The sequence below is a fragment of the Caldimonas sp. genome (assembly GCF_046291045.1).
GTDB lineage: Bacteria > Pseudomonadota > Gammaproteobacteria > Burkholderiales > Burkholderiaceae_C > Caldimonas.
Window position 1 is genome coordinate 17,562 of sequence record NZ_JBKBSL010000029.1, and the last position, 22,789, is coordinate 40,350.

Below are 22,789 nucleotides of genomic sequence, written 5' to 3' on the forward strand. Positions count from 1 at the left end.
TGCGGGCATGAGCCAAGCCCTTCCATCGGACCGCCCGCAGATCGCCCTCATCGCCGCCGTGGCGCGCAACGGCGTGATCGGCCGAAACAACCAGCTCGTGTGGCACCTGCCCGAAGACCTGCAGCACTTCAAGCGCACCACCATGGGCTGTCCGGTGCTGATGGGCCGCAAGACCTACGACTCCATCGGCAAGCCGCTGCCGGGCCGGCGCAACGTGGTCATCACCCGCAACATCCACTGGGAGGCCCCGGGCATCGAGGAAGCCCCTTCCTTCGAAGCCGCGCTGGAGCTGCTCAAGCACGCCACCAAGATCTACGTGATCGGCGGGGCGCAGGTCTATGCCGAAGCCCTGCCCTGGGCCGACGAACTGGTGCTCACCGAGATCGACCACGACTTTGAGGGCGACACCTACTTTCCGGAGTGGGACCGCTCGGCCTTCGCCGTGGTGTCGCGCGAGACGCACACCTCGCCCGAAGGCTGGGACTACCACTTCGTGACCTACCAGCGGCGAGCGCCACCGGTGCCGGACGAGCCCTGAGCCCCAGGGCCGGCGCGCTGCCACTGCTGCAGTGCCCCACCCAGGACCAAACCGAGCATGAGCATCAGCGCCAGCCAGGCCGCGAGGGATTGGCCTTCTGCCGACGGTGCGGGCACGGGTTCGAGCCTCTGGCCTTTGACCGGCACCCAGGCTGCCACATCGGCTGCATCAGGCGCACCGGACCCGGGCTGCAGCGGCTCGCCGTCTGGTGCACGGATGGCGCGTTGCGGCGCGGTCGTCGCCACGGGATTCAGCACACGCTCCACCCAGGCCCGCACACCCGACAGCTCCTGGGCCAGCGGGGCGTCGCGCGTCAAGTCGCGGTACAGATGGGCCAGTTCACGCCGCGTGGCGGCGTCGGGGGCCCAGTGGCCATGCCGCTGCGCCTGGATCAGGCGTTCGATCACCTGGGCATAGGCCTGCGGATGGTTGCGCAGCCATCCGGACACGCCCAAGCCCAGCCGATCTTTCACATAGACCTCATGCAGGCTCTGCCAATGGTCGGGGCGCACCACGTCATCCACCACGCTTTGCCAGCCCCAGGTGAACTGCGCTGCTTTGAGCACTTGCAAGGCGCCGGCATAGCCTTCGTCCTTTTGCGCCGCCACCCAGCCGGGGTGCAGATAGCGCGACTGCATCTCCAGCGCCACGCTCTGCGCGGCCGTGTGCGAATAGGGTTCGTCGGCATTTTGCAGTTGGTGGACGAACAGCGGCAGGGCTTCGGTGCGCCCGGCCCGTCGCGCAGCGGCCGCCAGGCCCCCCAGGTACTGGAAGGGGTCGTCCGAACTCACCATGCCGTACAAGTGCGAGCTGCGCGACAGCACGGCCGCATCGGCGCGGCGCAAGTGGGCGCCGAAGCCGTGGTGCATGAGGCCCTCGTCGACGCCTTGGAGCGGCTCGCCGCCCAGGTAGGCGTGGCCCATGCGCGCCAGGAAAAGCTCGCCCAGGCGTTCGTCGCGCCGGCGCAGGCCATCGTGCTGCACCGCTTCGCTGAGGCCGGTGCCATAGTCGCCCACGGCATTGCCGAAGACGCGAGCGCGAGCCAGGAGTTCGGCCTGTGCACCGGAGGCCCCCAGGCGACGCAGCTCGGCCGCCACCTGCTGGGTATGCCGAGCCACCACGCCCGCGGGCTCGGCCGCGCTCACCAGCGCCACCGCCGCATCGATCAAGGCCATCAAGGCGGGGAACTGGTCGCGATAGGAGCCCGTGACACTGAGCAGCACATCCACGCGCGGCCGCCCCAGCTCCTCGGACGGTACCAGCTCCACACGCGTGGGGCGTCCTGCCGAGTCCCACACCGGCCGCACGCCCAGCGCCACCAGGGCCTGGGCTTCCATGAGGCCTTGGTGGCGCAAGGTTTCGCCGGCCCACAGCGACAGCGCCAGGCGCTGCGGCGCTCGCCCGGGGTGGGCTTGCCGCCATTGCCCCAGCCATTGCTCGAAAAGCAGTTGCGCCACGGTGTAGGCCTGGCGCGTGGGCAGGCGGCTGGGGTCCAGCCCGGTGAGGTTGCGCCCGGTGGGCAGGCTGTCGGGGTTGCGCAAGGGGTCGCCGCCATAGGCGGCCGGCACAAAGCGCCCTTCCAATGCGGCCAGCAAGCCCTGGCGCTCGTTTTCGGTGGCATAGAGCCGGTCCAGCGCCTGCGCCTGCTCGGCCAGCGCCCGCAGGGCCTCGCGGTCGATGGCATGCGCGGCCGCCCGGTTGGGCACGGCGCTGTCGGGAACTGGTGGGCGCAAGTCGAGCTCGCTGGCTGCCTGCGCATCGCGCAGTGCCACCTCCAGCCAGCGCATGGGGCGTGAGGCCTGCACCTGCCGATGATCGACGAGGAAGGTCTCGTCCACGTCCTCGCCCAGTGCATCGAGCAAAGGCGTGCGCAAGGCCTGCAGCACCATCAGGCGGCGCGCAGCTTCGTCGGGCGCCTGCCCGAACACGGCCAAGCCACGCGGCTGGCTGCCATGTGCAAGCTGGTCGAGCCAGGGGTGCAACACTTCGAGGAACTCCTCCAGGCGCCCACGGACCTGATCCTCGGTCCACTTCAGGTCATGGTGCAGGCGGCTCTCGACGATCAAGGCCACCAATTGCTCGCCGATCTGCTGTTTCGTGGGGCCATGGTCGGCCATTGCCCAGTCATGCATCAGCTCGTGCAGGCGGGCCATCGTCGGCGACAGGCCGGTGGTGGCGAACACCGGGGTGCGGTGGCTCACCAGCAGCGCGCGGCCCCGGCGCTTGGCCGTGAGCGCCTCACCGAGGTTGTCCACGATGTAGGGATAGACCACCGGCACGTCACCCAGCGGCAGTAGCGCATCGTCGAACACGTCCAGCCCACGTGCCTTGCCAGGCGCCCATTCCTGCGTGCCATGGGTGCCGAAGTGGATGAGCGCGTGCGCGCGCTGCGCCCACAGGTAGACGGCCAGGTAGTGGTGCGACACCGGCTCGCGGCTACGGTGCATGAAGGGGTTCTGGCCATGGCGCAGGGTCTCCTCGCGCGGCGGCTGCGGCAGCACCGCCAAGTGCCCCACCTGCAGCCGGGGAATCACGAACACCGGCTCGCCTTGCCATTGCACGACGTAACGGCTGGAAGCCGGCTCGCCCCATCGAGCGGCAATGCGCGCACGCACGGACGCTGGCAAGGTCTGCCACCAGGCCAGGTAGTCCTGCAGCGGCAACGCCGCGGCCTGGTCGCTGCGCAGCAGTGCGTGCAGGTCGGCGTCGGGGTAGTAGGCGCGCAACAGCGGTCGCAGGCCTTCGATCCACTCGGCCTCGCGAGTCAGCGGCACCCTGTAGCCCGCCTCGGCCAAGCTGGCGCTCACCACCTCCAGGCTGCGCGGCACGTTCAGGAAAGACGCCCCGAAGTGGCTGCCGCCGGGCGGATAGTTGTAGACCATCGCCACGAGCTGCTTGCGGGCCGCGGGCGTGTCGCGCAAGGCGATGAGGCGACGCGCCTTGGCCACTACCGAGCGCGCCTGGCGTTCGATCAGTTCGATACGCCGCCCGCCATCGCCATGGACCGTCACAACCAGGGGGTCGATGGCCCCGGCCGCTTCGGGTTGAACGAGGTAGAACGGGGTGTCGGCCAGCTTCAGCCCGGTGGAGTCGGCCTCCCATGCGGCGGTGTCGCCATGCCGGTAGGGCTGGGTGGCCAGCACCGGCGTGTCCCAGGTCTGGAACAAAGCCTGCAAGGCCGCCGACTGCGCGCTGATCTGGTGCAGCACCAGCACGCGCGGAGGCGCGGCGCCCAGCAGGCCGCGCAGGCCGTCGGCATCGAGTTGCTGGCCGAACACGGCATAGGCCGACAGGCCTTGCTCCTCGAAGAGCTGCAGCCAACGATCGAGCCATGCCGTCTCGCCATCGATGAAGTGATGACGATGCACCAGCACGGCCACCGCGGGGCGTCGGCCCTCCTCGCCCTGCCAGCGCTGCCATTGCGCAACGTCGTCGAAGAAGCCGGGAGCCCGCGGGTGGTACAGGCCCCGCGCCGGCCAGGCCTTCGGTGGTGGCAGATCGAGCGCGACGAGCGCCGACGCCGAACGGCCCGAGGCCAGCCAGGTGTCGGCCAGGCGCATCGCGTGACGCAGGTTGAACAGCCCCCCGGCACGCAGATAGGCTGCCATGCGCGCGGGCCCGTCATCGGCCGCCGCCGGGAGCTCCTGCGTGGGAGGAATCCACACCACGCTGCCCGGGTGGCGCGCGGCGTGGGCCTCGAACAGCTCGCCGAACTGGCGCTGCAGCCGGGTCACCACCGAGGCATGCGGAGCGTCGATCCACACCATGTCCGAGCGCGCCAGGGCCCGGACCATGGCCTCCCGCTGCAAATCCGCGTGGGCCGGCTGCGCCTGCAGCGGGTGATCCAGCCACTGCACCTGCCAACCGAATTCGGCCGCCACGCGCTCCACCTGCGCCGTGCGCGACGCCGGCGTGATATCGACCGTGACCCACAGCAGGGTGCGCGCCTGGGTGGCACCACCGAACAGCCCAAACAGCATCACTGCGAGCCGCCACCACACCCACTGCCCGCTCATCGCGCCGGTTCCCGAGTTGGCGTCGCCGATGCCTCGGGCACGTAGACGATGCTGCCGTCGCGCATCCGATAGGCCACCCCCGCACGCACGCCCTCGCCTTCGCCCGTCGTGCCGCTGCCGCGCAGGCGCACCTCACGATCGCCTTCGCGCACGACGATCTCCACGCCGCCTTGCGCATCCACCGCTTCAGCACCTATGGGACGCGCCACGCTCACGGCGATCATCAGCGCCACCACCAGCACCAAAAAGACATCGACCAGGTTGATGGCCGAGAGCATCGGGTCGTCGTCGTCCTCGTCGAAGACCTTGAGATGGCGCAGGCTCACGCGACCTCTCCCCGCGCACGCTTGACTGCCAGCAACTCGGCCAGCAGCCAACGGCGCCGCGCCGAGTAGAGCACCAGCCCGAGCGACGCCGCCGTGAGCGCCAGCACCACGCCCGCAAAGGCCCCGCTGAACACCGACAGCGCCGCCTGCCCCTGGCCGTTGGCCACGCCCTGCAGGGCCGGGCCCAATGGGATCATCGTCGCGATCAAGCCCAGCATCGGCGTGACCCGGCTGAGCAGGCGCAGCGGCTCCATGCGACTCAGGGCCTGCAGCTCCAGCTCCTCCAGCGTGAGCGACTCCACCTCACGCAACAGGGCGAAGCCCGGCACGCGCCGGCGCTGCCAAGCCTCGACCGTCACCACCCCCGCCATCCACAGGGCATAAGCAAAGGCCAACGCGAGCAACACCAGCACCGGCGTCAGCAGCCACTGCACGATCTGCAGAAAACCCTGCTCCAGCATGGCGACCTCGGCTCAGAACGTGAACGCAGGAAAGCGCGGGCGCACCGTGGCGGTCTTGCGCCCCGTGGGTGAGGCCAGCTGCACGCGCAACTGCTTCAGGCCGGGATGGTCGCGAAATGCGGTGAACGACACCGCATGGAGCGCCTCGGGCTGGTCGCAACGGAACTCGGCTCGATACACGATGTTGGGGATGTCGGCTTGCGGCTCGGCCGTGGCCGGGTCGGGTTGGACTTCGTGACGCACCGCCCGGCACCGGGCCTCGGCAGCGGGCTGGAGGAAGTTCGAAGGGTTCTGCAAACGAGCCTTGAATGCGTTCCACACCTCCTGTTGGGCTGCGCCACGAGGCGGGTAGTCGTAGCCGAGGAATGCCTCCAACGGCACGTCGAAGGTCGCCATGAGCGCAGCGCCTTCGCCCACCAGTTGCACCGTCCCGTGACCGTGGCTGTGCGAGCCATGGGCCCGCGCCACTGAGGCGAGAAAAAGGCTAGCACCCAGCCACAGGCCGGCACGCAGGCGCGGCGAAACGCTCGCGCGCGAGAAGAAGTCAGACATGATCATCCACGATGAAGCGCGCCCTCACCGCCTTCCCCGACGGTGCATGGGCTCAACGACCCGACGTACACGCCAGGCCACCCTGTTGGCCGGTATCCGGGCTGATGGAAACGACCTTCATCGCCTTCCCGGGGATGCCGACGGCACACCACCAGTGGCTTGCGAGATGAAAGCAGGAGGAGGCCTCGAATCGGCTCACCCTCCGTCCACTTACCGTTGCGGGGGCAGCGCTGGTTAGAGGTGGCCCTGGCAGGCCCGCCTCCCCCAGCTTCCCGTTGAACTGCGGCACGTGAACCGCACCGCGAGCACCAACGCGCACATCCTATCAGCCTCTTCAGCCCGGGCCGGGCCGATCGACGGCCACCCAAGGCCCGCGACTGCGCTCGCGCAACAAGACCTGCACGCGCTCGACCAGCGTTTCGATGCGACGGCTCAATTCCACGCGCCGCGGCAAGCCCGGCAGCGCGGCCTCCAGCAGGCGCCGTTCTTCGCGCGCCAGCGCCAACGCCGTTTCCTGCACGATCACCGCCGCGCGCAGGCGCATCACCTCGGCCTCCAGGTGGTCGATCCGCCGGGCCTGCTCACGCAACTGGGCGCTACAGCGCGTCTGCACCTGTCCATACAGTGCCACCAAGGCGCAATGCTCCTGCGCCAACGTTCTCACTTCGTTCATGGCTGACTCTCCCGTCCATCCGGCCCAAAGCCGCCAGGGCGGCCGCTCGTCATCGTGGAAGCATCGCCTTATTTGCAAACAATTCTCATTTGTGTTTATACTGAGCGTCAAGTCCTCGCCCTGCAACAGGCAGGGCCGCGACGCCGGTCATCGTGGGGCGATCCGGGGCCTCAGGCCCTCGATCGTTTTGGCCAGCCAAAGGCGGGTTTCGGCCCGCCTGGTAGCCAGGCTTCTTTTTGGTCCCCTCGTCGTGCGGGCCAGCGCTTCATGGCCAGAGGCGCTCTGGCGCTTCGGCAAGAACGCGTGGGCGTAAACTCGGCGTCCCCCACTTGCACCTGGCCCCCGATGCAACTCGCCACTTGGAACGTCAACTCCCTGGCCGTGCGCCTGCCCCAGGTGCTGGACTGGCTGGGCCAGCACCAGCCCGAGGTGGTGGCGCTGCAGGAAACCAAGCTTACCGACGACAAATTCCCGCACGCCGAGTTCGCGCAGGCGGGCTATGCGGCGCAGTGGTTCGGCCAGAAGACTTACAACGGTGTGGCCCTGTTGAGCAAGACGCCGGCCGAGGACGTGGTGCGCAACATCCCGGGCTTCGCCGACGAGCAGGCCCGTGTGATCGCCGGTACCGTGGGTGAGCTGCGCGTGATCGGGGCGTACTTCCCCAACGGCCAGGCACCGGGCACCGACAAGTTCGAGTACAAGATGCAGTGGATGCGCGCCCTGCACGACTGGGTGCGCGAGGAACTGGCCCGCCACCCGAAGCTGGTGCTGATGGGCGACTACAACATCGCCCCTGAAGACCGCGATGTGTACGACCCGGTGGCCTGGGCCGGGCAGATCCACTGCACGCCCGAAGAGCGCGAGCAGTTCCGCCAGTTGCTGGCCCTGGGCCTGCACGACGCCTTCCGGCTCTTCGAGCAGCCGCCCAAGAGCTGGTCGTGGTGGGACTACCGCAACCTGGCCTTCCGCAAGAACCAGGGCCTGCGCATCGACCACATCCTGGTGAGCGAGGCGCTCAAGCCGTCGGTGACAGCCTGCACCATCGACAAGACCCCGCGCAAGAACGAACGCCCCAGCGACCATGCGCCGGTGGTCGCCGTGATCGCCTGAGGGCGGCCGGGTCGTCCGGCCTCAATCGTCGAGGCCGAGCTCCTGGATCTTGCGGGTGATGGTGTTGCGCCCGATGCCCAGCTTCTGGGCGGCTTCGATGCGCCGGCCGCGGGTGAGCTCCAGCGCCGTGTGGATGAGCTGGGCCTCGAAGCGGCGGCTCAGGGTGTCCCACACGTCGGGCTGCCCGCAGGCGAGCAGTTCCCGCGCCTCGCGCTCCAGATCCCGCAGCCAGTGCCCGGCAGGAGCGGCCGGCTGCGCCGCTGGCTCGGCCGTGCCCGCCGACGTCACCGAGGGCGTCGCCGCCGCGCTGGGCTGCGCCGGCAGCACCGACACCGCCGGCTTGGGCAAGAGCATGGCCTCGCCCAGCAGTTCGGGCGGCAGATCCTTGTCCTCGATGACCTGGGCCGGCGCCATCACGGTCAGCCAGTGGCAGACATTCTCGAGCTGGCGCACGTTGCCGGGGAAGTCGAAAGCCACCAAACGGGCCAACGCCGAATCGGAGATGCGCTTGGCCTCCACGCCCAGATCCTTGGCGCTCTTCTGAAGGAAATAGCGGGCCAGCGTGGGGATGTCCTCGCGCCGCTCGCGCAGCGGCGGCAGGCGCAAGCGGATGACATTGAGGCGATGGAAGAGATCCTCTCGGAACACCCCCTGCCGGACGCGCTCCTCCAGGTTCTGGTGCGTGGCGGCGATCACACGCACATTGCTGCGCAGCGGGTTGTGGCCGCCCACCCGGTAGAACTGCCCGTCGCTGAGCACGCGCAGCAGGCGCGTCTGCAGGTCGAAGGGCATGTCGCCGATCTCGTCGAGGAAAAGCGTGCCGCCATCGGCCTGTTCGAAGCGGCCGCGACGCGTGGTCTGTGCGCCGGTGAAGGCGCCACGCTCATGGCCGAAGAGCTCGCTCTCGAGCAGATCCTTGGGGATGGCCGCAGTGTTGATGGCCACGAAAGGACCGCTGGCGCGCGGGCTGTGCTTGTGCAGCGCGCGGGCGACGAGCTCCTTGCCCGAGCCGCTCTCGCCGGTGATGAGCACGGTGACGTTGCTCTGGCTCAGCCTGCCGATGGCGCGGAAGACATCCTGCATGGCCGGCGCCTGGCCGAGCATCTCGGGCATCTGCGCCAGGCGCTCGTCGCGCACCTCCTCGCGCAGGCTTTCGTCCACCGCGCGGCGGATCAGCTCCACCGCCTTGGGCAGGTCGAAGGGCTTGGGCAAGTACTCGAAGGCACCACCCTGGAAAGCGGAGACGGCGCTGTCCAGATCGGAGAACGCCGTCATGATGATGACGGGTAGGCCCGGGTGGCGCGCCTTGACCTGGGCCAGCAGGTCGATGCCCGAGCCGCCGGGCATGCGGATGTCCGACACCAGCACCTGGGGTTCGTCCTCGTCCAGCGCCGCCAGCACGTCGCGGGCATTGGTGAAGCTGCGCACGGGCAGGGCCTCACGGGCCAGGGCCTTCTCCAGCACGAAGCGGATGGATTGGTCGTCGTCAACGATCCAGATGGGTTTCATGGGCTGCCGCCTGTCATCCTCGCCTGCGGACTCTCGCCCTGAGCCCCACCCGGATCGCTCAGGGCAGGGGGATCAGGATCTTGAAATCCGTGTTTCCGGGCTCGCTTTCGCATTCGATCGTGCCATGGTGCTGCTGCACGAAGGTCTGCGCCAGCGTCAACCCCAAGCCCGACCCGCCCTCGCGTCCCGACACCAGCGGGAAGAAGATGCGATCGCGGATCGACTCGGGCACGCCCGGGCCGTTGTCCTGGATATGCAATTCCAGTGCCAGACGATAGCGCTGCTTGCCCAGCGTCACCTGGCGGGCAATGCGGGTGCGCAGGGTGATGCAGGCATCGCCGGCGGCGATGCGCGGGGCCAGAGCCTGGGCGGCATTGTGGGCGATGTTCAGCACGGCCTGGATGAGCTGTTCGCGGTCGCCACGGAACTCGGGGATCGAGATGTCGTAGTCGCGTCGGACCGTCAGACCGCGCGGGAACTCCGCCAAGATGAGCGAACGCACGCGCTCACAGACCTCGTGCACGTTCACATCGCCCACGACATGGGGCTTTCGGTGAGGGGCCAGCAGCCGGTCGACCAGAGCCTGCAGGCGGTCGGCCTCGTGGATGATGACCTGGGTGTATTCGGCCAAGCCCTTGGACTCCACCTCCATCTGCAGCAACTGGGCGGCCCCGCGGATGCCGCCCAGTGGGTTCTTGATCTCGTGGGCGAGGTTGCGGATCAGCTCTTTGGTGGCCTGGGCCTGATCCAGTGCACGCTCCTCGCGGTCCTGGCGGGTTTGCTGCTCGATCTCGACCAGCTCCACCAGCACCTGCTCGGGCTCATCGGTCTGGGTGACGATCACATGCACCGGCAGCCATTCGGTTTGCGCCGTCCCAGGTGGGCGACGCAGCTGGGTCTCGAAGCGGCTGATCGAGAACTCGTTGCGCGCCACGGCCACCACGGTGTCGCGGACGACCTCGGGCTCGGCAAACCATTCGAACAACGAGCCGCGCAGCATGCTGCGCCGCGACAGGCCCAGCACGGTCTCGAAGGCCGCATTGACGAAGCGGCAACTGCCATCGGTGCGCACCAAGGCGACCATGGTGGCCAACTGGTCGAAGGCCGCGAGGTTGGCCAGCGGCGCCAGTACGCCGTCGGCACCGTCGTGCGCAGGAGCGCAGGGAGAAGACACCACCTGGAACGCCGCCGTCAAGGCGCAGCCGGCAAACGGCCCAACTCCCGGCGGATGGAGGCAATGTCCGCCTCCTTGCGGGCGATGTCGGCCTGCAAGGCGGCCACGCGGTCCAGGTACTTCTGATAGTTGCGCTCGTCGCCGCGGCGCTCGGGCTCGCCGTTGTTGTATTCCTTGCGCAAGGCGGCCAGGGCTTCCTCCTCGCGACGCAGTTCGGCTTCGAGAATGCGCCGGGCATCGCTGTCTCGAGCACGCTGCTCGTTCGGGTCGATGCGAGTGCCCGCCGGTGCGGCCGCGGGGGCCGCGGCAGCGCCGGACGGCCGGGCCGCCGGAGCCGGACGGCGCGATTCGACGATGGTCACGTTCCCGCCTTCGACCACGCGACAGCCCTTCGCTTCGGCCTCCTTGGGCGTCAGGGCATTGGTGAAGTGGTTGCCTGGGCAACGATAGACCGTCTGCGCCCAGGCCGGCACACCGGCCAGGATGCAGGCGGCGATCACCAGAGGGCGGCAGAAGTCGGGGCGTGGCATGGATACAGTCTGGGCGAACAAGGCTGGGTAGATCCTGGATCGGCACCAGGGTTCACGACGGGTGTCAGCCGTCCAGACCCGCAGTATCGGGCATGTGCCGCACCGTGGTCCAGCGATGGCGGCTGCGGAAAGCGACAAAGGGTGGCAGATGCCACCCTTTGTCGCTTGGGGCGGCCCCTTGCGGGGCCAACGCCAGCCTCACAGGCTGTAGTACATGTCGAACTCCACCGGGTGGGTGGTCATGCGGAAACGGGTCACTTCCTGCATCTTCAGTTCGATATAGGCGTCGATGAAGGCATCGGTGAACACGCCCCCCTTGGTCAGGAAGGCGCGGTCTTGGTCCAGATACTCCAGCGCCTGGTCGAGGCTGTGGCAGACGGTCGGGATCTTCGCGTCTTCCTCGGGCGGCAGGTGGTACAGATCCTTGGTGGCCGCCTCGCCCGGGTGGATCTTGTTCTCCACGCCATCCAGGCCGGCCATCAGCAGCGCGGCAAAGCACAGGTACGGGTTGGCCATGGGATCGGGGAAGCGCGCCTCGATGCGGCGGCCCTTCGGGTTGGCCACGTAGGGGATGCGGATGGAGGCCGAACGGTTGCGGCTGGAGTACGCCAGCTTCACCGGCGCCTCGAAGCCCGGCACCAGACGCTTGTAGCTGTTGGTGGTGGGGTTGGTGATCGCGTTCAGGGCGCGGGCGTGCTTGATGATGCCGCCGATGTAGTACAGCGCGAAGTCCGACAGCCCGGCGTAGCCGTCCCCGGCGAACAGGTTCTTGCCGTCCTTCCACACGGACTGGTGCACATGCATGCCCGAGCCGTTGTCACCCACGATGGGCTTGGGCATGAAGGTCGCCGTCTTGCCGTAGGCGTGGGCGACGTTCTGAATGACGTACTTCTGCAGCTGCAGCCAGTCGGCTCGCTGCACCAGGGTGCTGAACTTGGTGCCGATCTCCATCTGGCCGGCATTGGCCACTTCGTGGTGGTGCACTTCGACCGGGATGCCCATCTGCTCGAGGATCAGGCACATCTCCGAGCGCAGATCCTGGCCGGAATCGACCGGCGGCACGGGGAAGTAGCCGCCCTTGACGGTGGGACGATAGCCGGTGTTGCCGTGCTCGTATTCCTTGCCGGTGTTCCAGGCGGCTTCCTCGGATTCGATCTTGACGAAGCAGCCGGACATGTCCACGTTCCAGCGGATGCTGTCGAAGACGAAGAACTCGGGCTCGGGGCCGAAGTAGGCGGCATCACCGATGCCCGAGGACTTCAGGTAGGCCTCGGCGCGCTTGGCCAGCGAGCGGGGATCGCGCTCGTAAGGCTTGCCGTCGCCCGGCTCGATCACGTCGCAGGTCAGGAACAGGGTGGGTTCCTCGAAGAACGGGTCGATGTTCGCGGTGTTCGGGTCGGGCATCAGCAGCATGTCCGAGGCCTCGATGCCTTTCCAGCCGGCAATCGAGGAACCGTCGAAAGCGTGACCCGACGTGAACTTGTCTTCGTCGAAGGCCGAGATGGGCACGGTGACGTGCTGTTCCTTGCCACGGGTGTCGGTGAAACGGAAGTCGACGAACTTGACTTCGTTCTCCTTGACCATCTTCATCACGTCGGCGACCGTCTTGTTGGCCATCAAAAGCTCCTAGGGGATGTATGTCAGGGGGGAGTGGGAAGGCCGAGGGCCGGCCCGCGCGGGGGCAATTTAGCAGAAAGCGTGCCAACCCTGACGCATTCCGGTGCATCCAGGGCACGCCAACGGGCCGCCACGGTCGTCGCCGGATGGGGCCATGGCACCACCTCGTGCGCCAAACGGCCGGGACGCCCCATGAAGCACCACAATAGTGCAACTCAGCGCACCATTCAAGGGCCATGTGTCGAGGAGTGGCGCACCAATTCGGGGCCCAATCGGACCGCCAGTGCCTGCAGGCCGGCCAGCAGGTCGGCGTAGGCCCGTGTCGCCGCCTCGGGCGGGCCCTTGACGCCGAGTTCGATGTGCCGGCCGTGCTCGGGGTGATCGACGCTGGGCAGGCTGAACACCCGCACCTGCGGATGGCGGGCTTCGATGGACTCCATCAGCGGGGTGAGGGTGGCCTCCATGCTGCCGTAGACGATGACCGAGCGCTCCGACTGGGGTCGGGTGTGGAAGAGGTGTCGGTAGCGCTGGTCCAGCACCCATTCCATCATGGGCCAGGCCATCACCGGAAAGCCCGGCAGGAAGTGGACATGCCCCACGGAAAAGCCGGGAATCTTGTTGTAGGGATTCGGGATGATCGTCGCCCCCTCGGGGAAGACGCCCATGTTGAGCCTGTGCACGTTGTCGGGACGGTCCGGCTCGAACGGCAGGCCCTGCTCGCGCGCAACGTCGCGCATGCGCTCGATGATCAACTCGCGGGCCTGTGGGTGCAGGACCAGCGGCACCCCCAGCGCACGGGCGGCACACTGGCGGGTGTGGTCGTCCGGCGTGGCGCCAATGCCGCCGCAGCTGAAGACCACATCTCCACTGGCAAAGGCATCCTCCAGCGCCGCCTCGAGGCGATCGGGGTCGTCGCCGACGTAGCGCGCCCAACGCAAGGCCAGCCCGCGCTGCGACAGCAGCTCCAACAGCCGCGGCAGGTGCTTGTCCTGACGCTTGCCCGAGAGGATCTCGTCACCCACGATGATCAGTCCAAAGTCCATCAAAACCCCTTGCGGTTCAAAGTGGGGTTCAACCGGGCGCGTGTGGCCCCGGGGGTGCGTCGAGCAGGCCCGCCGCGCGCACGGCCTCGGGGCCCGGGGCAGCGATGCCTTCGGCGGGCAAGATCTGGTCCTCGCGCTGACTGCGCCAGCGCTCCAGCGCTGCCAGGGCGTAGTGGGTGAACCACAGGGAGGAGAAGGCGAACACCAGCGTGTACAGCCACACCGACACGACCACGAGCAGGGGCGCCAGGATGAGGGCCACCGCGCCCAGAGCCCACAGCAAAGCCGGCGCGGCGCCGAGGTAGCCGCACAGCAGGCCCATGCCCAGCAGGGGCCAGCGGTGCTCGCGCATCAGGGCGCGGCGCTCGGCACGCTCGGCATGCTCGGCCAGGGCGTCGAAGGCCATCACGCGGTAGGTGAGCCAGCCCCAGATCAGCGGCGGCAGCACCAGGGCCAGCGGCGGGATCAGCCACAGCGGCAGGCTCACCACCAAGGCAGCCAGCGCTGCGAGCGTGTGCCCCAGCATCCACAGCAGCGAGCGCCAGAAGGATTCGCCCTGACGTCGGGCCAGTTGCGGAAAACGCCGGGCTCCAACCAGGCGCACCAGGGCTGGCGTCATCAGCGCCGAGACGGCCATCAGTGACACCACGACGATCACCGGGACGGCCAGCGCCACCACGATCAACGGCGCCATCACCGCGCGCAGACCGGTGGCTCCCATCGATTCCAGCCACAGCGTGAAAGCGTTCACCAGGGCCCAGCCGCGCAGCCAGGTGTCCACCGCATCCACGGCCGCTTCCCAGTAGAACCAGCCCAGCGCAAAGCACAGGCCGGCGGTGAGCAGCAGCGGCGCGAGCGACAGCAAGATGACGCGCGGGTGCAGGCAGTAAGCCAGGGCGCGCCAGAAGGCGTCCAGGAACAGGGTCATGAGGGTTCTTCGTTCATCAGCCGGGCCCAGCCCAGCGGCCCCAGCCGTCGCAGCGTGGCGATGTTGGCTTCGTAGATGGTTCCAGGGTCGGGAAACGCGGCCACCGCCCGCTCGATGCTGGCCTCGCGCAGCAGGTGCAAGGTGGGATAGGGCGAGCGGTTGGTCGCATTGGCGATGTCGTCGGCCTGCGTGCCGGCGAACTGGTAGTCGGGGTGGAAGCTGGCCACCTGCAGCACACCTTCCAGGCCCAGCTCGGCCACGGCCTGCTCGGCATCGCCAAGGAAGTCGTTGAAGTCGAGAAAGTCGCCCAGCACATGGGGATGGATCAGCAAAGTCGTGTCCACCTCCGCGGGGTTGGCCTGAGCCAACCACTGCAGTTCGGCGCACAGCGCCTCCCGCAGTGCCTCGGGCGTGGTGGCCGGACTCACCACCCAGCGGATTTGACCACGGGCATGCACGGCCTTGGCGAAGGGACACAGGTTCAGGCCGATCACTGCCCGCTCCAGCCACAAGCGGGTGCGCGCGATCACGGGCTCGGCGGTCGTTGGATCAGTCATCAGTAACGGGTTTCGGGGGCATCGCTGTCGTCGCCGCAGGCAAGGCGCAGCACGCGCCGGATCTCCGAACGCATCACGCGCAAATCCAGCGGCTTGGCAATATACCCGTCCATCCCGGCCCGCAGACAGGCCCGCCGGTCGGATTCGCTGGCATGGGCCGTGGCGGCGATGATCGGGAACGGCGGCAGCCTGCCCTGGGCCTGGGCCTGGCGCAAGCGGCGCGTGGTCTCCAGGCCGTCCAGGCCGGGCATCTGGATGTCCATCAACACGGCGTCGGGGGGATGGCGCTCGCAGTGATCCAGAGCCTCTTGCCCCCCAGACACCACCTCGACCTGAAAGCCGAGCAGGCGCAGCATCTCCTCTGCCAGCAGCTGGTTCACAGCATTGTCTTCGACCACCAAGAAGCGCGCGCCCTGCCAGCGCGCCAGCGGCAAGGTCGCGGCGATCGCGGGAGGCTGCGCCGGCGTGGCAGCCGATGGCGCCTGGTGACCGAGGGTGAGCTGGCGCAGGTCGGCCGGGCTGAGCGGAGCGATGTAGACCTTCAGTCCCAGCGCCTGCCCGCGTTCGGGTGCCAGCGAGCCGGTCTCCTCGCTGCCATGGGGGGGCACCAGCACCACGATGTCGCAGCCGGCGCTCAGGCGATCGCGCAGGCCCACCAGGGCCGCCTCGGAGAGGGCCTCGCGCGCATCGTGCACCACGACCACCAGGCCGGGCGGTGGACCCGCGTCGGCCTGCGCCAGGGCCTGGTCCAGGCCGGCCAGCGAGTGGACCTGCCAGCCCAGCCGCATCAGGCGTTCGCCCAGCGGGTCGCCCGGCGCGGCCCCGACCACCCAGGCCCAGGCCCCGGCCACCGTAGGCTCGTCCGCCGGCTCGGCGGCGTCGGTCGGGGCGGCACGCAGGGGCAGGCGCACTTCGAAGGTCGAGCCCATTCCCGGCTCGCTGCGCGCCTGCACGCTCCCGCCCATCAGCTCGCACAGGCTGCGCACGATGGACAGCCCCAGACCCGTGCCTCCCACCGTACGCGACACCGAGGGATCGGCCTGCTCGAAGGGATGGAACACGCGCTCGAGCGTGGCCTCGTCCATGCCCATGCCGGTGTCCGAAACCTCCAGACGCAAAATGGTGGCGTCTGCGGGCGAGCCTTCCACATCGACCACGAAGCGCACCTGCCCGGCCACCGTGAACTTCAGGGCATTGGACAGCAGGTTGGTGGCAATCTGGCGCACTCGCACCGGGTCGCCCAGCAAGCGCAAGGCAGGACCGCGGCTGTCGAAATGCAGCGCCAGGCCTTTGTCGTGCGCCTGAGGTAGCACCGAGCGCACGGTCACGGCCATCAGTTCGCCCGGATCGAACTCCACCTCGTCGAGGCTGAGCTTGCCGGCCTCGGCCTTGGCGAAGTCGAGGATGTCATCGATGATGGCCCGCAGGCTCGCGCCCGAGGACTGCGCCAGTTCGAGGTAGCGTCGCTGGGTGGCGCTGGTGGCGGCCCGCAGGGCCAGCTCGGTCATCCCCAGCACACCGTTGAGCGGGGTGCGGATCTCGTGGCTCATGTTGGCCAGGAAGAGCGACTTGGCCCGGTTGGCCCGCTCCGCCTCGGCGCGCGCAGCCTCCAGCCGGGCGGTGCGCTCGCGCACCAGCTCCTCGAGCTGGCTGCGGTGGCGACGCAGCGCCTCCACGGCGTCCATCTCGTCGGTCACGTCCGTCACCGCCCCTGCCAGGATTGCGGGCTTGCCGGTCTCGTCAGGCCAGGCTCGCGCCCGGCAGCGCAGCCAGCGCCAGCTCCCGTCGCGGTGCAGCACCCGCACTCGGTAGTGCCACTGCCCGCCTTCGCGCAAGGCGCGTTCGTAGGGCACCGTGAACGCCTCCATGTCGTCGGGATGGATGCGCGCATTCATCACGTTGCGGTCGTTGGGCAGCTCGTGATCGGCAAAGCCCATGATCTCCTTGTAGCGCGGCGAGTACCAGCTCTGATTGGTGCGCAGGTTGCGCTCCCAGATGCCGTCGTGGGTGCTCTCCATGACCCGGCGGTAACGCGCCGCCATGGCACGCTGACTGTCCTCGGCCTGCTTCAGCGCGGTGATGTCCGAGGCGATCGCCAAGTAGCCGGCGAAGCGTGCGCCGTCGCCCAGCGGGGTGGCCTCCACACGCCGCCACCAAGCCCGCCCGTCGGACAGACGCAGTTCGATCTCGGCACAAAATGCCTCGCGCGCAGCCAAGGCCGACAGCACCTGCGGCGCCGGCGAGGCCTGGCCGTGCGAAGTGAGCCAGTCGCGCCAGGGCCGTCCGCGCAGCAGGTCGATCGCCGGGGCACTCGCCCAGGCATCGTTGAACCACACCACCTGACCCGTTGCATCGGCCACCAAGGCCAGGCAGCGGCTGCGCTGCAGGGCCGCCACCAGCAAGTCCGGCGGCAGGCCTGCCACCGCCCCTGTCGGCCGCGACGGAAACTCAGAGGGTGAACAAACTTCTTCGGTCACTGCTTCAGAACATGCGCGCACCGTCGCGCATGCGGATCCTGCTTCTTTCCCAATGCTGCTTTTAGCACCGGCGGCCGTCGAACTGCCCGCGGCGTCAGCGCAGCACCACACCCTTTAGGAGGAAACGATCGCCGATGGGTGCGATCAGCGCGCAACCCATCGCTCCACCCCACCGGCTCCCGGCTGAGCTTCGAAAGAGAAAAGTCGGCCACAACGGTTCGGATGGATGACATTTTGCAGGCTCTGCAGCACCGCCTTCACGAAGTCGGGCGCACAAGCAAAAGCCCGCCTTGCGGCGGGCTGATGGGAGCGCGGCCTGAGCGGTTCAGCGCGTGATGGGCTTGTAGCGCAGACGATGCGGGCGGGCCCCCTCCTCGCCCAGGCGTCTCTTCTTGTCTTCTTCGTACTCCTGGTAGTTGCCGGTGAAGAAGTACCACTGGGAATCGCCTTCGGCGGCCAGGATGTGGGTGCAGATGCGGTCGAGGAACCAGCGGTCGTGGCTGATCACCAGGGCCGAGCCGGCAAACTCGAGCAAGGCCTCTTCCAAGGCGCGCAGGGTTTCGACGTCGAGGTCGTTCGAGGGCTCGTCCAGCAGCAGCACGTTGCCGCCCTTGGCCAGGGTCTTGGCCAGGTGCAGCCGGCCGCGTTCGCCCCCCGAGAGGTTCTTCACCAGCTTTTGCTGGTCGTTGCCCTTGAAGTTGAAGCGACCCAGGTAAGCGCGCGAGGGCATCACGAACTTGCCCACCACGATGTTGTCCAGGCCGCCGGAGACGTCCTCCCACACGGTCTTGTCGCCGTCGAGGTTCTCGCGGCTCTGGTCCACGAAGGCCATCTTGACCGTCTGGCCGATCAGCACCTCGCCGCTGTCAGGCGTCTCGGTGCCCTGGATCATGCGAAACAGCGTGGACTTGCCCGCGCCGTTGGGGCCGATGATGCCCACGATGGCCCCGGGCGGCACCTTGAAGCTGAGGTCGTCGATCAAAACGCGGTCGCCGAAGCTCTTGGTGACGTTGCGGAACTCGATCACGTCATTGCCCAAGCGCTCGGCCACCGGGATGAAGATCTCGTTGGTCTCGTTGCGCTTCTGGTATTCGACGTCGCTCAGCTCCTCGAAGCGGGCCAGACGCGCCTTGCTCTTGGCCTGCCGGCCCTTGGCATTGGAGCGCACCCACTTGAGTTCCTCCTTCATGGCCTTGATGCGGGCGTCCTCCTGCTTCTGCTCGATCTCCAGGCGGCGTTCCTTCTGGTCCAGCCACTCGGAATAGTTGCCCTTGTAGGGGATGCCCATGCCGCGGTCGAGTTCGAGGATCCACTCGGCCGCGTTGTCCAGGAAGTAGCGGTCGTGGGTGATGGCCACCACGGTGCCGGGGAAGCGCTGCAGGAACTGCTCCAGCCATTCCACCGATTCGGCATCGAGGTGGTTGGTGGGTTCGTCCAGCAGCAGCATGTCGGGCTGGCTGAGCAGCAGCCGGCACAGCGCCACGCGGCGCTTCTCGCCGCCTGAGAGGGTGCCGATCACCGCATCCCACGGCGGCAGGCGAAGTGCATCGGCCGCCAACTCGAGTTGCAGGTCGGTGTTCTCGGAGCCCGACGCGGCGATGATCGCTTCGAGTTCGGCTTGCTCGGCGGCCAGCTTGTCGAAGTCGGCATCCGGCTCGGCGTAGGCGGCATAGACCTCCTCCAGCCGCTTCTTGGCCGCCAGCACACCGCCGATGCCCTCTTCCACGGCCTGGCGCACCGTCTGCGAGGGATCGAGCTGCGGCTCCTGCGGGAGATAGCCGATCTTGATGCCCGGCATGGGCACCGCTTCGCCTTCGAAGTCCTTGTCCAGGCCGGCCATGATCTTCAGCAGCGTGGACTTGCCCGAGCCGTTCAGGCCGAGCACGCCGATCTTGGCGCCGGGGAAGAAGGACAGCGAGATGTCCTTCAGGATCTGCCGCTTCGGGGGCACGATTTTCCCGACGCGGTTCATCGTAAAGACGTATTGGGCCATGGTGAATCCTGTGGCTTGCGCAGCAAAATAGCAAAGCGCGGATCATCCGCGCGACAGCCGCTATTGTCGCCGCAACCCGGGCAGCCGGTTTGCACGAAGCGCAAGAGACCGCGCCGCCAGCGCCTGGCTCGGGTTCGACAGGGTCTGGCGGATCGGTGTGCCGCAGGCCGGCTGACACTGGCTTTTTGGACGACCAGCACCGGCGCCGATGGGAACCGTCACGAAGCCGTAAGCCGGTTGCAGGTAGAATGCGGCACTGCAACGTCGATACCAGTCCAGGCGTTGCAGTCGCTTCCGACCTTTTCGTCCCGTCTGCCTTCCCGACTGGTGCCCTCCTCGTGAGCGGTAACAGGCCGATCCCGGCTCCCTTGCGGGAGCATTCTTCTACATGCGATTCGACGACCTCGGCTTGGCCGAGCCCATCGTGCGCGCCGTGCGCGAGCAGGGCTATGACACTCCCACCCCCATCCAGCAACAGGCCATCCCGGCGGTGATTCGCGGCGGGGATCTGCTGGCCGGCGCCCAGACCGGCACCGGCAAGACCGCCGGCTTCACGCTGCCGCTGTTGCACAAACTCTCGCAAGCTCAGGCCCCGCGCGACGCCAAGGGCCGCGTGGCTGTGCGCGCGCTGATCCTCACACCCACCCGCGAACTGGCGGCCCAGGTGGAAGAAAGCGTGCGCACCTACGGCAAGTACCTTCCGCTCAAGAGCATGGTGATGTTCGGCGGCGTGGGCATGCAACCGCAGATCGACGCGCTGCGGCGCGGCGTAGACATCCTCGTGGCCACGCCGGGCCGCCTGCTCGACCACCACCAGCAGGGCACGCTCGACCTGAGCAAGATCGAGTATTTCGTGCTGGACGAGGCCGACCGCATGCTCGACATGGGCTTCATCCACGACATCAAGAAGGTGCTGGCCATCGTGCCCAAGCACAAGCAAAGCTTGCTGTTCTCGGCCACCTTCTCCGACGAGATCAAGGCCCTGGCCGAGCGGCTGCTCAACCAGCCCCAGGTGATCGAAGTGGCGCGGCGCAACACCACGGCCGAGACCATCGCGCAAAAGATCCATCCGGTCGACCGCGACAAGAAGAAGGAACTGCTGGCCCACCTCATCAAGACAAACGATTGGCATCAGGTGCTGGTGTTCACGCGCATGAAGCATGGCGCCAACCGGCTGGTCGAATACCTGCTGAAGGAAGACATCTCGGCCATGGCCATCCACGGCAACAAGAGCCAAGGCGCGCGCACCAAGGCCCTGGCCGAGTTCAAGAGCGGCGAGTTGCAAGTGCTGGTGGCCACCGACATCGCCGCACGCGGCATCGACATCGATCAGTTGCCGCACGTGGTGAACTATGAGCTGCCCAACGTGCCGGAGGACTACGTGCACCGCATCGGGCGCACCGGTCGCGCCGGTGCCCAGGGCGAGGCGGTCTCCCTGGTGTGCGTGGACGAGGAGGGCTTCCTGCGCGACATCGAGAAGCTCATCAAGCGCCAGATCCCGCGCGAGGTGGTGCCGGGCTTCGAACCCGACCCCCATGCCCGGCCCGAACCGATCAAGCTCGGTCGCATGACCCTGCACGGCGGCCTGGGCCGCGGCAGCCGCGACCGGGGCCGTGGCGCCGAGTCGGGCCGCTCCCCTGTCCGCGAGGAACGTGCCCGGCCGGTGTCCGGCCCAGCCGCTCGCGCCCAGGCACCGGCGCGTCCGGGCCATCACGCACCGGCCAGCGTGAAGCCGGCGCACCCGCAACCGGCCCGTTCGCCCCAGGCCGCAGCGCAAGGCCAGCCCCGCCGCGGCGCCCAGCCGGCGGCCCTTCTGGGCGGCAAGCCGCCGCGCCGTTGACGCAGCATCCGGCGGCGGTCTTGACACGCGTCAAGTCCGCCGCCGGCCCGGTGCCGCTAGCATGTCCCCTCAAGGGGACACCATGCACATTCACTTCCTCGGCGCCGCCGATACGGTCACCGGCTCCAAGCACCTCGTGGACACGGGTTCGCATCGCATCTTGCTGGACTGCGGCCTGTTCCAGGGCTACAAGAACCTGCGCGAACGCAACTGGTCGCGCCTGGCCGTGTCGGCCCGTCACATCGACACCGTGGTGCTCAGCCACGCCCACCTGGACCACAGCGGCTACCTGCCGGCGCTCGTGAAGCAAGGCTTCCATGGCCGGGTGTTCGCCACCCCCGCCACCTGCGACCTGGCCGAAGTGCTGCTGCTCGACAGCGCGCACCTGCAGGAAGAAGATGCGCGCCGCGCCAACCTCTACGGCTATTCGAAGCACACGCCGGCCGAGCCGCTGTACACGGTGGACGACGCGCAACGAGCCCTGAACCGCCTGCGCCCCCTGCCCTTCGGCGACGAAATCGAGCTGCACCCGGAGGTGACGGTGGAGTTCACCCCTGCGGGTCATCTGTTGGGGGCGGCCACCGTCACCCTGCGCTGCCAGGAGCGCACCCTCGTGTTTTCCGGTGACCTGGGGCGCCACAACGATCTGCTGATGCCTCCTCCCGATCCGGTGCACGAGGCCGATGTGCTGCTGGTCGAATCCACCTACGGCAACCGCCGGCACCCTACCGACGATGTGCTCCCGCTGCTGGGTCGCCTGATCCGCGACACTTTGCAGCGTGGCGGCTCGGTGCTGATGCCCACATTTGCCGTGGGCCGCGCGCAAGCCCTGATACTCGCCTTGCACCGCCTCCAGCGTGCCGGCGAGATCCCCGCCAAAGTGCCCATCTTCCTCGACAGCCCCATGGCCGCCCAGGCCACGCAGCTCTACGAGCGTCACCAGGCCCTGCTGCGCGTGCCGCCCGAGGAGGTGGCCCGCATGTGCGATGGCGTGACCCTCGTCGACACCCCGCAGGCATCGGAGGCTCTCACGCGCTCGCGCTATCCGCGCATCGTGCTGTCGGCCAGCGGCATGGCCACCGGCGGCCGCGTGCTGCATCATCTCAAGGTGATGGCCCCCAACCCGAAGAACCTCATTGTCTTCCCCGGCTTCCAGGTCAGCGGCAGTCGCGGGGCCAAGATGATCGCCGGCGCCACAGAGGTGAAGATCCACGGAGAGTATGTGCCCATCCACGCCGAGGTGCGCCACCTCGAAGGGTTCTCGGGCCATGCCGATGCCGACGAGCTGATGGACTGGCTGCGCCGCTTCAAGCAGCCACCGCGCCATACCTACGTCGTGCACGGGGAACCCGACGCAGCCGATGCCTTGCGCACCCGGATCAAAGAGGAACTGGGCTGGCGTGTGAGCGTGCCCGATCATCTGGCCCGCATCGAGCTGGACTGAC

At 68.1% G+C, this 22,789-nt stretch carries 18 protein-coding genes and 1 riboswitch; of the genes, 4 read left to right on the plus strand and 14 right to left on the minus strand.

Going from position 1 to position 22,789, the window contains the following annotated elements; all coding sequences use genetic code 11:
• Window positions 1–7 precede the first annotated feature (7 nt).
• On the plus strand, window positions 8–538 hold the full coding sequence (locus ACK4ZD_RS11325) for a dihydrofolate reductase (RefSeq protein ID WP_409661902.1): 531 nt from the start codon (window positions 8–10) through the stop codon (window positions 536–538).
• On the opposite strand, the gene cobN is transcribed toward ACK4ZD_RS11325, so the two are convergent.
• The 5 genes from cobN to ACK4ZD_RS11350 all read right to left on the minus strand — a co-directional run bounded on the left by cobN (window position 499) and on the right by ACK4ZD_RS11350 (window position 6,566).
• A complete protein-coding gene (gene cobN, locus ACK4ZD_RS11330; protein WP_409661905.1) occupies window positions 499–4,554 on the minus strand; it encodes a cobaltochelatase subunit CobN in 4,056 nt (1,351 codons plus the stop codon). The two genes, ACK4ZD_RS11325 and cobN, sit on opposite strands and share 40 nt — an antisense overlap.
• Window positions 4,551–4,880 (minus strand): DUF2149 domain-containing protein, encoded by a 330-nt coding sequence (locus ACK4ZD_RS11335; RefSeq protein ID WP_409661908.1) that lies wholly within the window; start codon window positions 4,878–4,880, stop codon window positions 4,551–4,553. The genes cobN and ACK4ZD_RS11335 overlap by 4 nt, the downstream gene beginning before the upstream one ends.
• Window positions 4,877–5,341, minus strand: a complete 465-nt coding sequence (locus ACK4ZD_RS11340; protein ID WP_409661911.1) for a hypothetical protein — start codon at window positions 5,339–5,341, stop codon at window positions 4,877–4,879. The genes ACK4ZD_RS11335 and ACK4ZD_RS11340 overlap by 4 nt, the downstream gene beginning before the upstream one ends.
• A 12-nt stretch (window positions 5,342–5,353) precedes the next feature.
• Entirely contained in the window at window positions 5,354–5,893 is a 540-nt protein-coding gene (locus ACK4ZD_RS11345; RefSeq protein ID WP_409661914.1) for a DUF2796 domain-containing protein, read from the minus strand.
• Window positions 5,894–5,962: 69 nt separating this feature from the next.
• Window positions 5,963–6,221: riboswitch (cobalamin riboswitch) on the minus strand.
• Between the two features lie 6 nt (window positions 6,222–6,227).
• Entirely contained in the window at window positions 6,228–6,566 is a 339-nt protein-coding gene (locus ACK4ZD_RS11350) for a hypothetical protein (protein WP_409661916.1), read from the minus strand.
• Window positions 6,567–6,911: 345 nt separating this feature from the next.
• Between ACK4ZD_RS11350 and ACK4ZD_RS11355 the strand changes: the two genes are divergently transcribed.
• On the plus strand, window positions 6,912–7,676 hold the full coding sequence (locus ACK4ZD_RS11355; protein WP_409661918.1) for an exodeoxyribonuclease III: 765 nt from the start codon (window positions 6,912–6,914) through the stop codon (window positions 7,674–7,676).
• 21 nt (window positions 7,677–7,697) lie between these two features.
• On the opposite strand, the gene ntrC is transcribed toward ACK4ZD_RS11355, so the two are convergent.
• The 9 genes from ntrC to ettA form a co-directional block, all read right to left on the minus strand.
• On the minus strand, window positions 7,698–9,185 hold the full coding sequence (ntrC, locus tag ACK4ZD_RS11360; protein ID WP_409661921.1) for a nitrogen regulation protein NR(I): 1,488 nt from the start codon (window positions 9,183–9,185) through the stop codon (window positions 7,698–7,700).
• Between the two features lie 58 nt (window positions 9,186–9,243).
• On the minus strand, window positions 9,244–10,269 hold the full coding sequence (gene glnL, locus ACK4ZD_RS11365; RefSeq protein WP_409661950.1) for a nitrogen regulation protein NR(II): 1,026 nt from the start codon (window positions 10,267–10,269) through the stop codon (window positions 9,244–9,246).
• 107 nt (window positions 10,270–10,376) lie between these two features.
• Complete coding sequence (locus ACK4ZD_RS11370) at window positions 10,377–10,889, minus strand: hypothetical protein (RefSeq protein ID WP_409661924.1); 513 nt, start codon at window positions 10,887–10,889, stop codon at window positions 10,377–10,379.
• A 198-nt stretch (window positions 10,890–11,087) separates the two neighbouring features.
• Entirely contained in the window at window positions 11,088–12,506 is a 1,419-nt protein-coding gene (gene glnA, locus ACK4ZD_RS11375) for a type I glutamate--ammonia ligase (protein ID WP_409661927.1), read from the minus strand.
• Between the two features lie 227 nt (window positions 12,507–12,733).
• A complete protein-coding gene (locus ACK4ZD_RS11380) occupies window positions 12,734–13,549 on the minus strand; it encodes a competence/damage-inducible protein A (RefSeq protein WP_409661931.1) in 816 nt (271 codons plus the stop codon).
• Window positions 13,550–13,577: 28 nt separating this feature from the next.
• Window positions 13,578–14,477 carry an EI24 domain-containing protein gene (locus ACK4ZD_RS11385; RefSeq protein ID WP_409661934.1) on the minus strand — a complete coding sequence of 300 codons (900 nt, stop codon included), beginning with the start codon at window positions 14,475–14,477 and terminating at the stop codon, window positions 13,578–13,580.
• Window positions 14,474–15,034 (minus strand): DUF1415 domain-containing protein, encoded by a 561-nt coding sequence (locus tag ACK4ZD_RS11390; protein ID WP_409661936.1) that lies wholly within the window; start codon window positions 15,032–15,034, stop codon window positions 14,474–14,476. The genes ACK4ZD_RS11385 and ACK4ZD_RS11390 overlap by 4 nt, the downstream gene beginning before the upstream one ends.
• Window positions 15,034–17,457 carry an ATP-binding protein gene (locus ACK4ZD_RS11395; protein WP_409661938.1) on the minus strand — a complete coding sequence of 808 codons (2,424 nt, stop codon included), beginning with the start codon at window positions 17,455–17,457 and terminating at the stop codon, window positions 15,034–15,036. Before ACK4ZD_RS11395 ends, ACK4ZD_RS11390 begins: the two co-directional genes overlap by 1 nt.
• A gap of 379 nt (window positions 17,458–17,836) precedes the next feature.
• Window positions 17,837–19,504, minus strand: coding sequence for an energy-dependent translational throttle protein EttA (gene ettA, locus ACK4ZD_RS11400; protein WP_409661941.1), 1,668 nt, complete (start codon window positions 19,502–19,504; stop codon window positions 17,837–17,839).
• 388 nt (window positions 19,505–19,892) lie between these two features.
• Here ettA and ACK4ZD_RS11405 point away from each other — a divergent pair, with 388 nt between their 5' ends.
• Together ACK4ZD_RS11405 and ACK4ZD_RS11410 are read left to right on the plus strand one after the other, a co-directional pair.
• A complete protein-coding gene (locus tag ACK4ZD_RS11405) occupies window positions 19,893–21,344 on the plus strand; it encodes a DEAD/DEAH box helicase (protein ID WP_409661944.1) in 1,452 nt (483 codons plus the stop codon).
• A gap of 82 nt (window positions 21,345–21,426) precedes the next feature.
• Window positions 21,427–22,788: an MBL fold metallo-hydrolase RNA specificity domain-containing protein gene (locus ACK4ZD_RS11410; RefSeq protein WP_409661947.1), complete on the plus strand. Its 1,362-nt coding sequence runs from the start codon at window positions 21,427–21,429 to the stop codon at window positions 22,786–22,788.
• Window position 22,789 lies beyond the last annotated feature (1 nt).

Excerpts from the sequence above, each read along its gene's own strand:
- ACK4ZD_RS11370 (WP_409661924.1), bottom strand. The coding sequence starts at position 10,889 with ATGCCACGCCCCGACTTCTGCCGCCCTCTGGTGATCGCCGCCTGCATC.
- ACK4ZD_RS11340 (WP_409661911.1), bottom strand. The coding sequence starts at position 5,341 with ATGCTGGAGCAGGGTTTTCTGCAGATCGTGCAGTGGCTGCTGACGCCG.
- glnA (WP_409661927.1), bottom strand. The coding sequence starts at position 12,506 with ATGGCCAACAAGACGGTCGCCGACGTGATGAAGATGGTCAAGGAGAAC.
- ACK4ZD_RS11410 (WP_409661947.1), top strand. The coding sequence starts at position 21,427 with ATGCACATTCACTTCCTCGGCGCCGCCGATACGGTCACCGGCTCCAAG.
- ACK4ZD_RS11380 (WP_409661931.1), bottom strand. The coding sequence starts at position 13,549 with ATGGACTTTGGACTGATCATCGTGGGTGACGAGATCCTCTCGGGCAAG.
- ntrC (WP_409661921.1), bottom strand. The coding sequence starts at position 9,185 with ATGAAACCCATCTGGATCGTTGACGACGACCAATCCATCCGCTTCGTG.
- ACK4ZD_RS11390 (WP_409661936.1), bottom strand. The coding sequence starts at position 15,034 with ATGACTGATCCAACGACCGCCGAGCCCGTGATCGCGCGCACCCGCTTG.
- ACK4ZD_RS11405 (WP_409661944.1), top strand. The coding sequence starts at position 19,893 with ATGCGATTCGACGACCTCGGCTTGGCCGAGCCCATCGTGCGCGCCGTG.
- ACK4ZD_RS11350 (WP_409661916.1), bottom strand. The coding sequence starts at position 6,566 with ATGAACGAAGTGAGAACGTTGGCGCAGGAGCATTGCGCCTTGGTGGCA.
- ACK4ZD_RS11325 (WP_409661902.1), top strand. The coding sequence starts at position 8 with ATGAGCCAAGCCCTTCCATCGGACCGCCCGCAGATCGCCCTCATCGCC.
- glnL (WP_409661950.1), bottom strand. The coding sequence starts at position 10,269 with ATGGTCGCCTTGGTGCGCACCGATGGCAGTTGCCGCTTCGTCAATGCG.
- ACK4ZD_RS11345 (WP_409661914.1), bottom strand. The coding sequence starts at position 5,893 with ATGTCTGACTTCTTCTCGCGCGCGAGCGTTTCGCCGCGCCTGCGTGCC.
- cobN (WP_409661905.1), bottom strand. The coding sequence starts at position 4,554 with ATGAGCGGGCAGTGGGTGTGGTGGCGGCTCGCAGTGATGCTGTTTGGG.
- ACK4ZD_RS11355 (WP_409661918.1), top strand. The coding sequence starts at position 6,912 with ATGCAACTCGCCACTTGGAACGTCAACTCCCTGGCCGTGCGCCTGCCC.
- ettA (WP_409661941.1), bottom strand. The coding sequence starts at position 19,504 with ATGGCCCAATACGTCTTTACGATGAACCGCGTCGGGAAAATCGTGCCC.
- ACK4ZD_RS11385 (WP_409661934.1), bottom strand. The coding sequence starts at position 14,477 with ATGACCCTGTTCCTGGACGCCTTCTGGCGCGCCCTGGCTTACTGCCTG.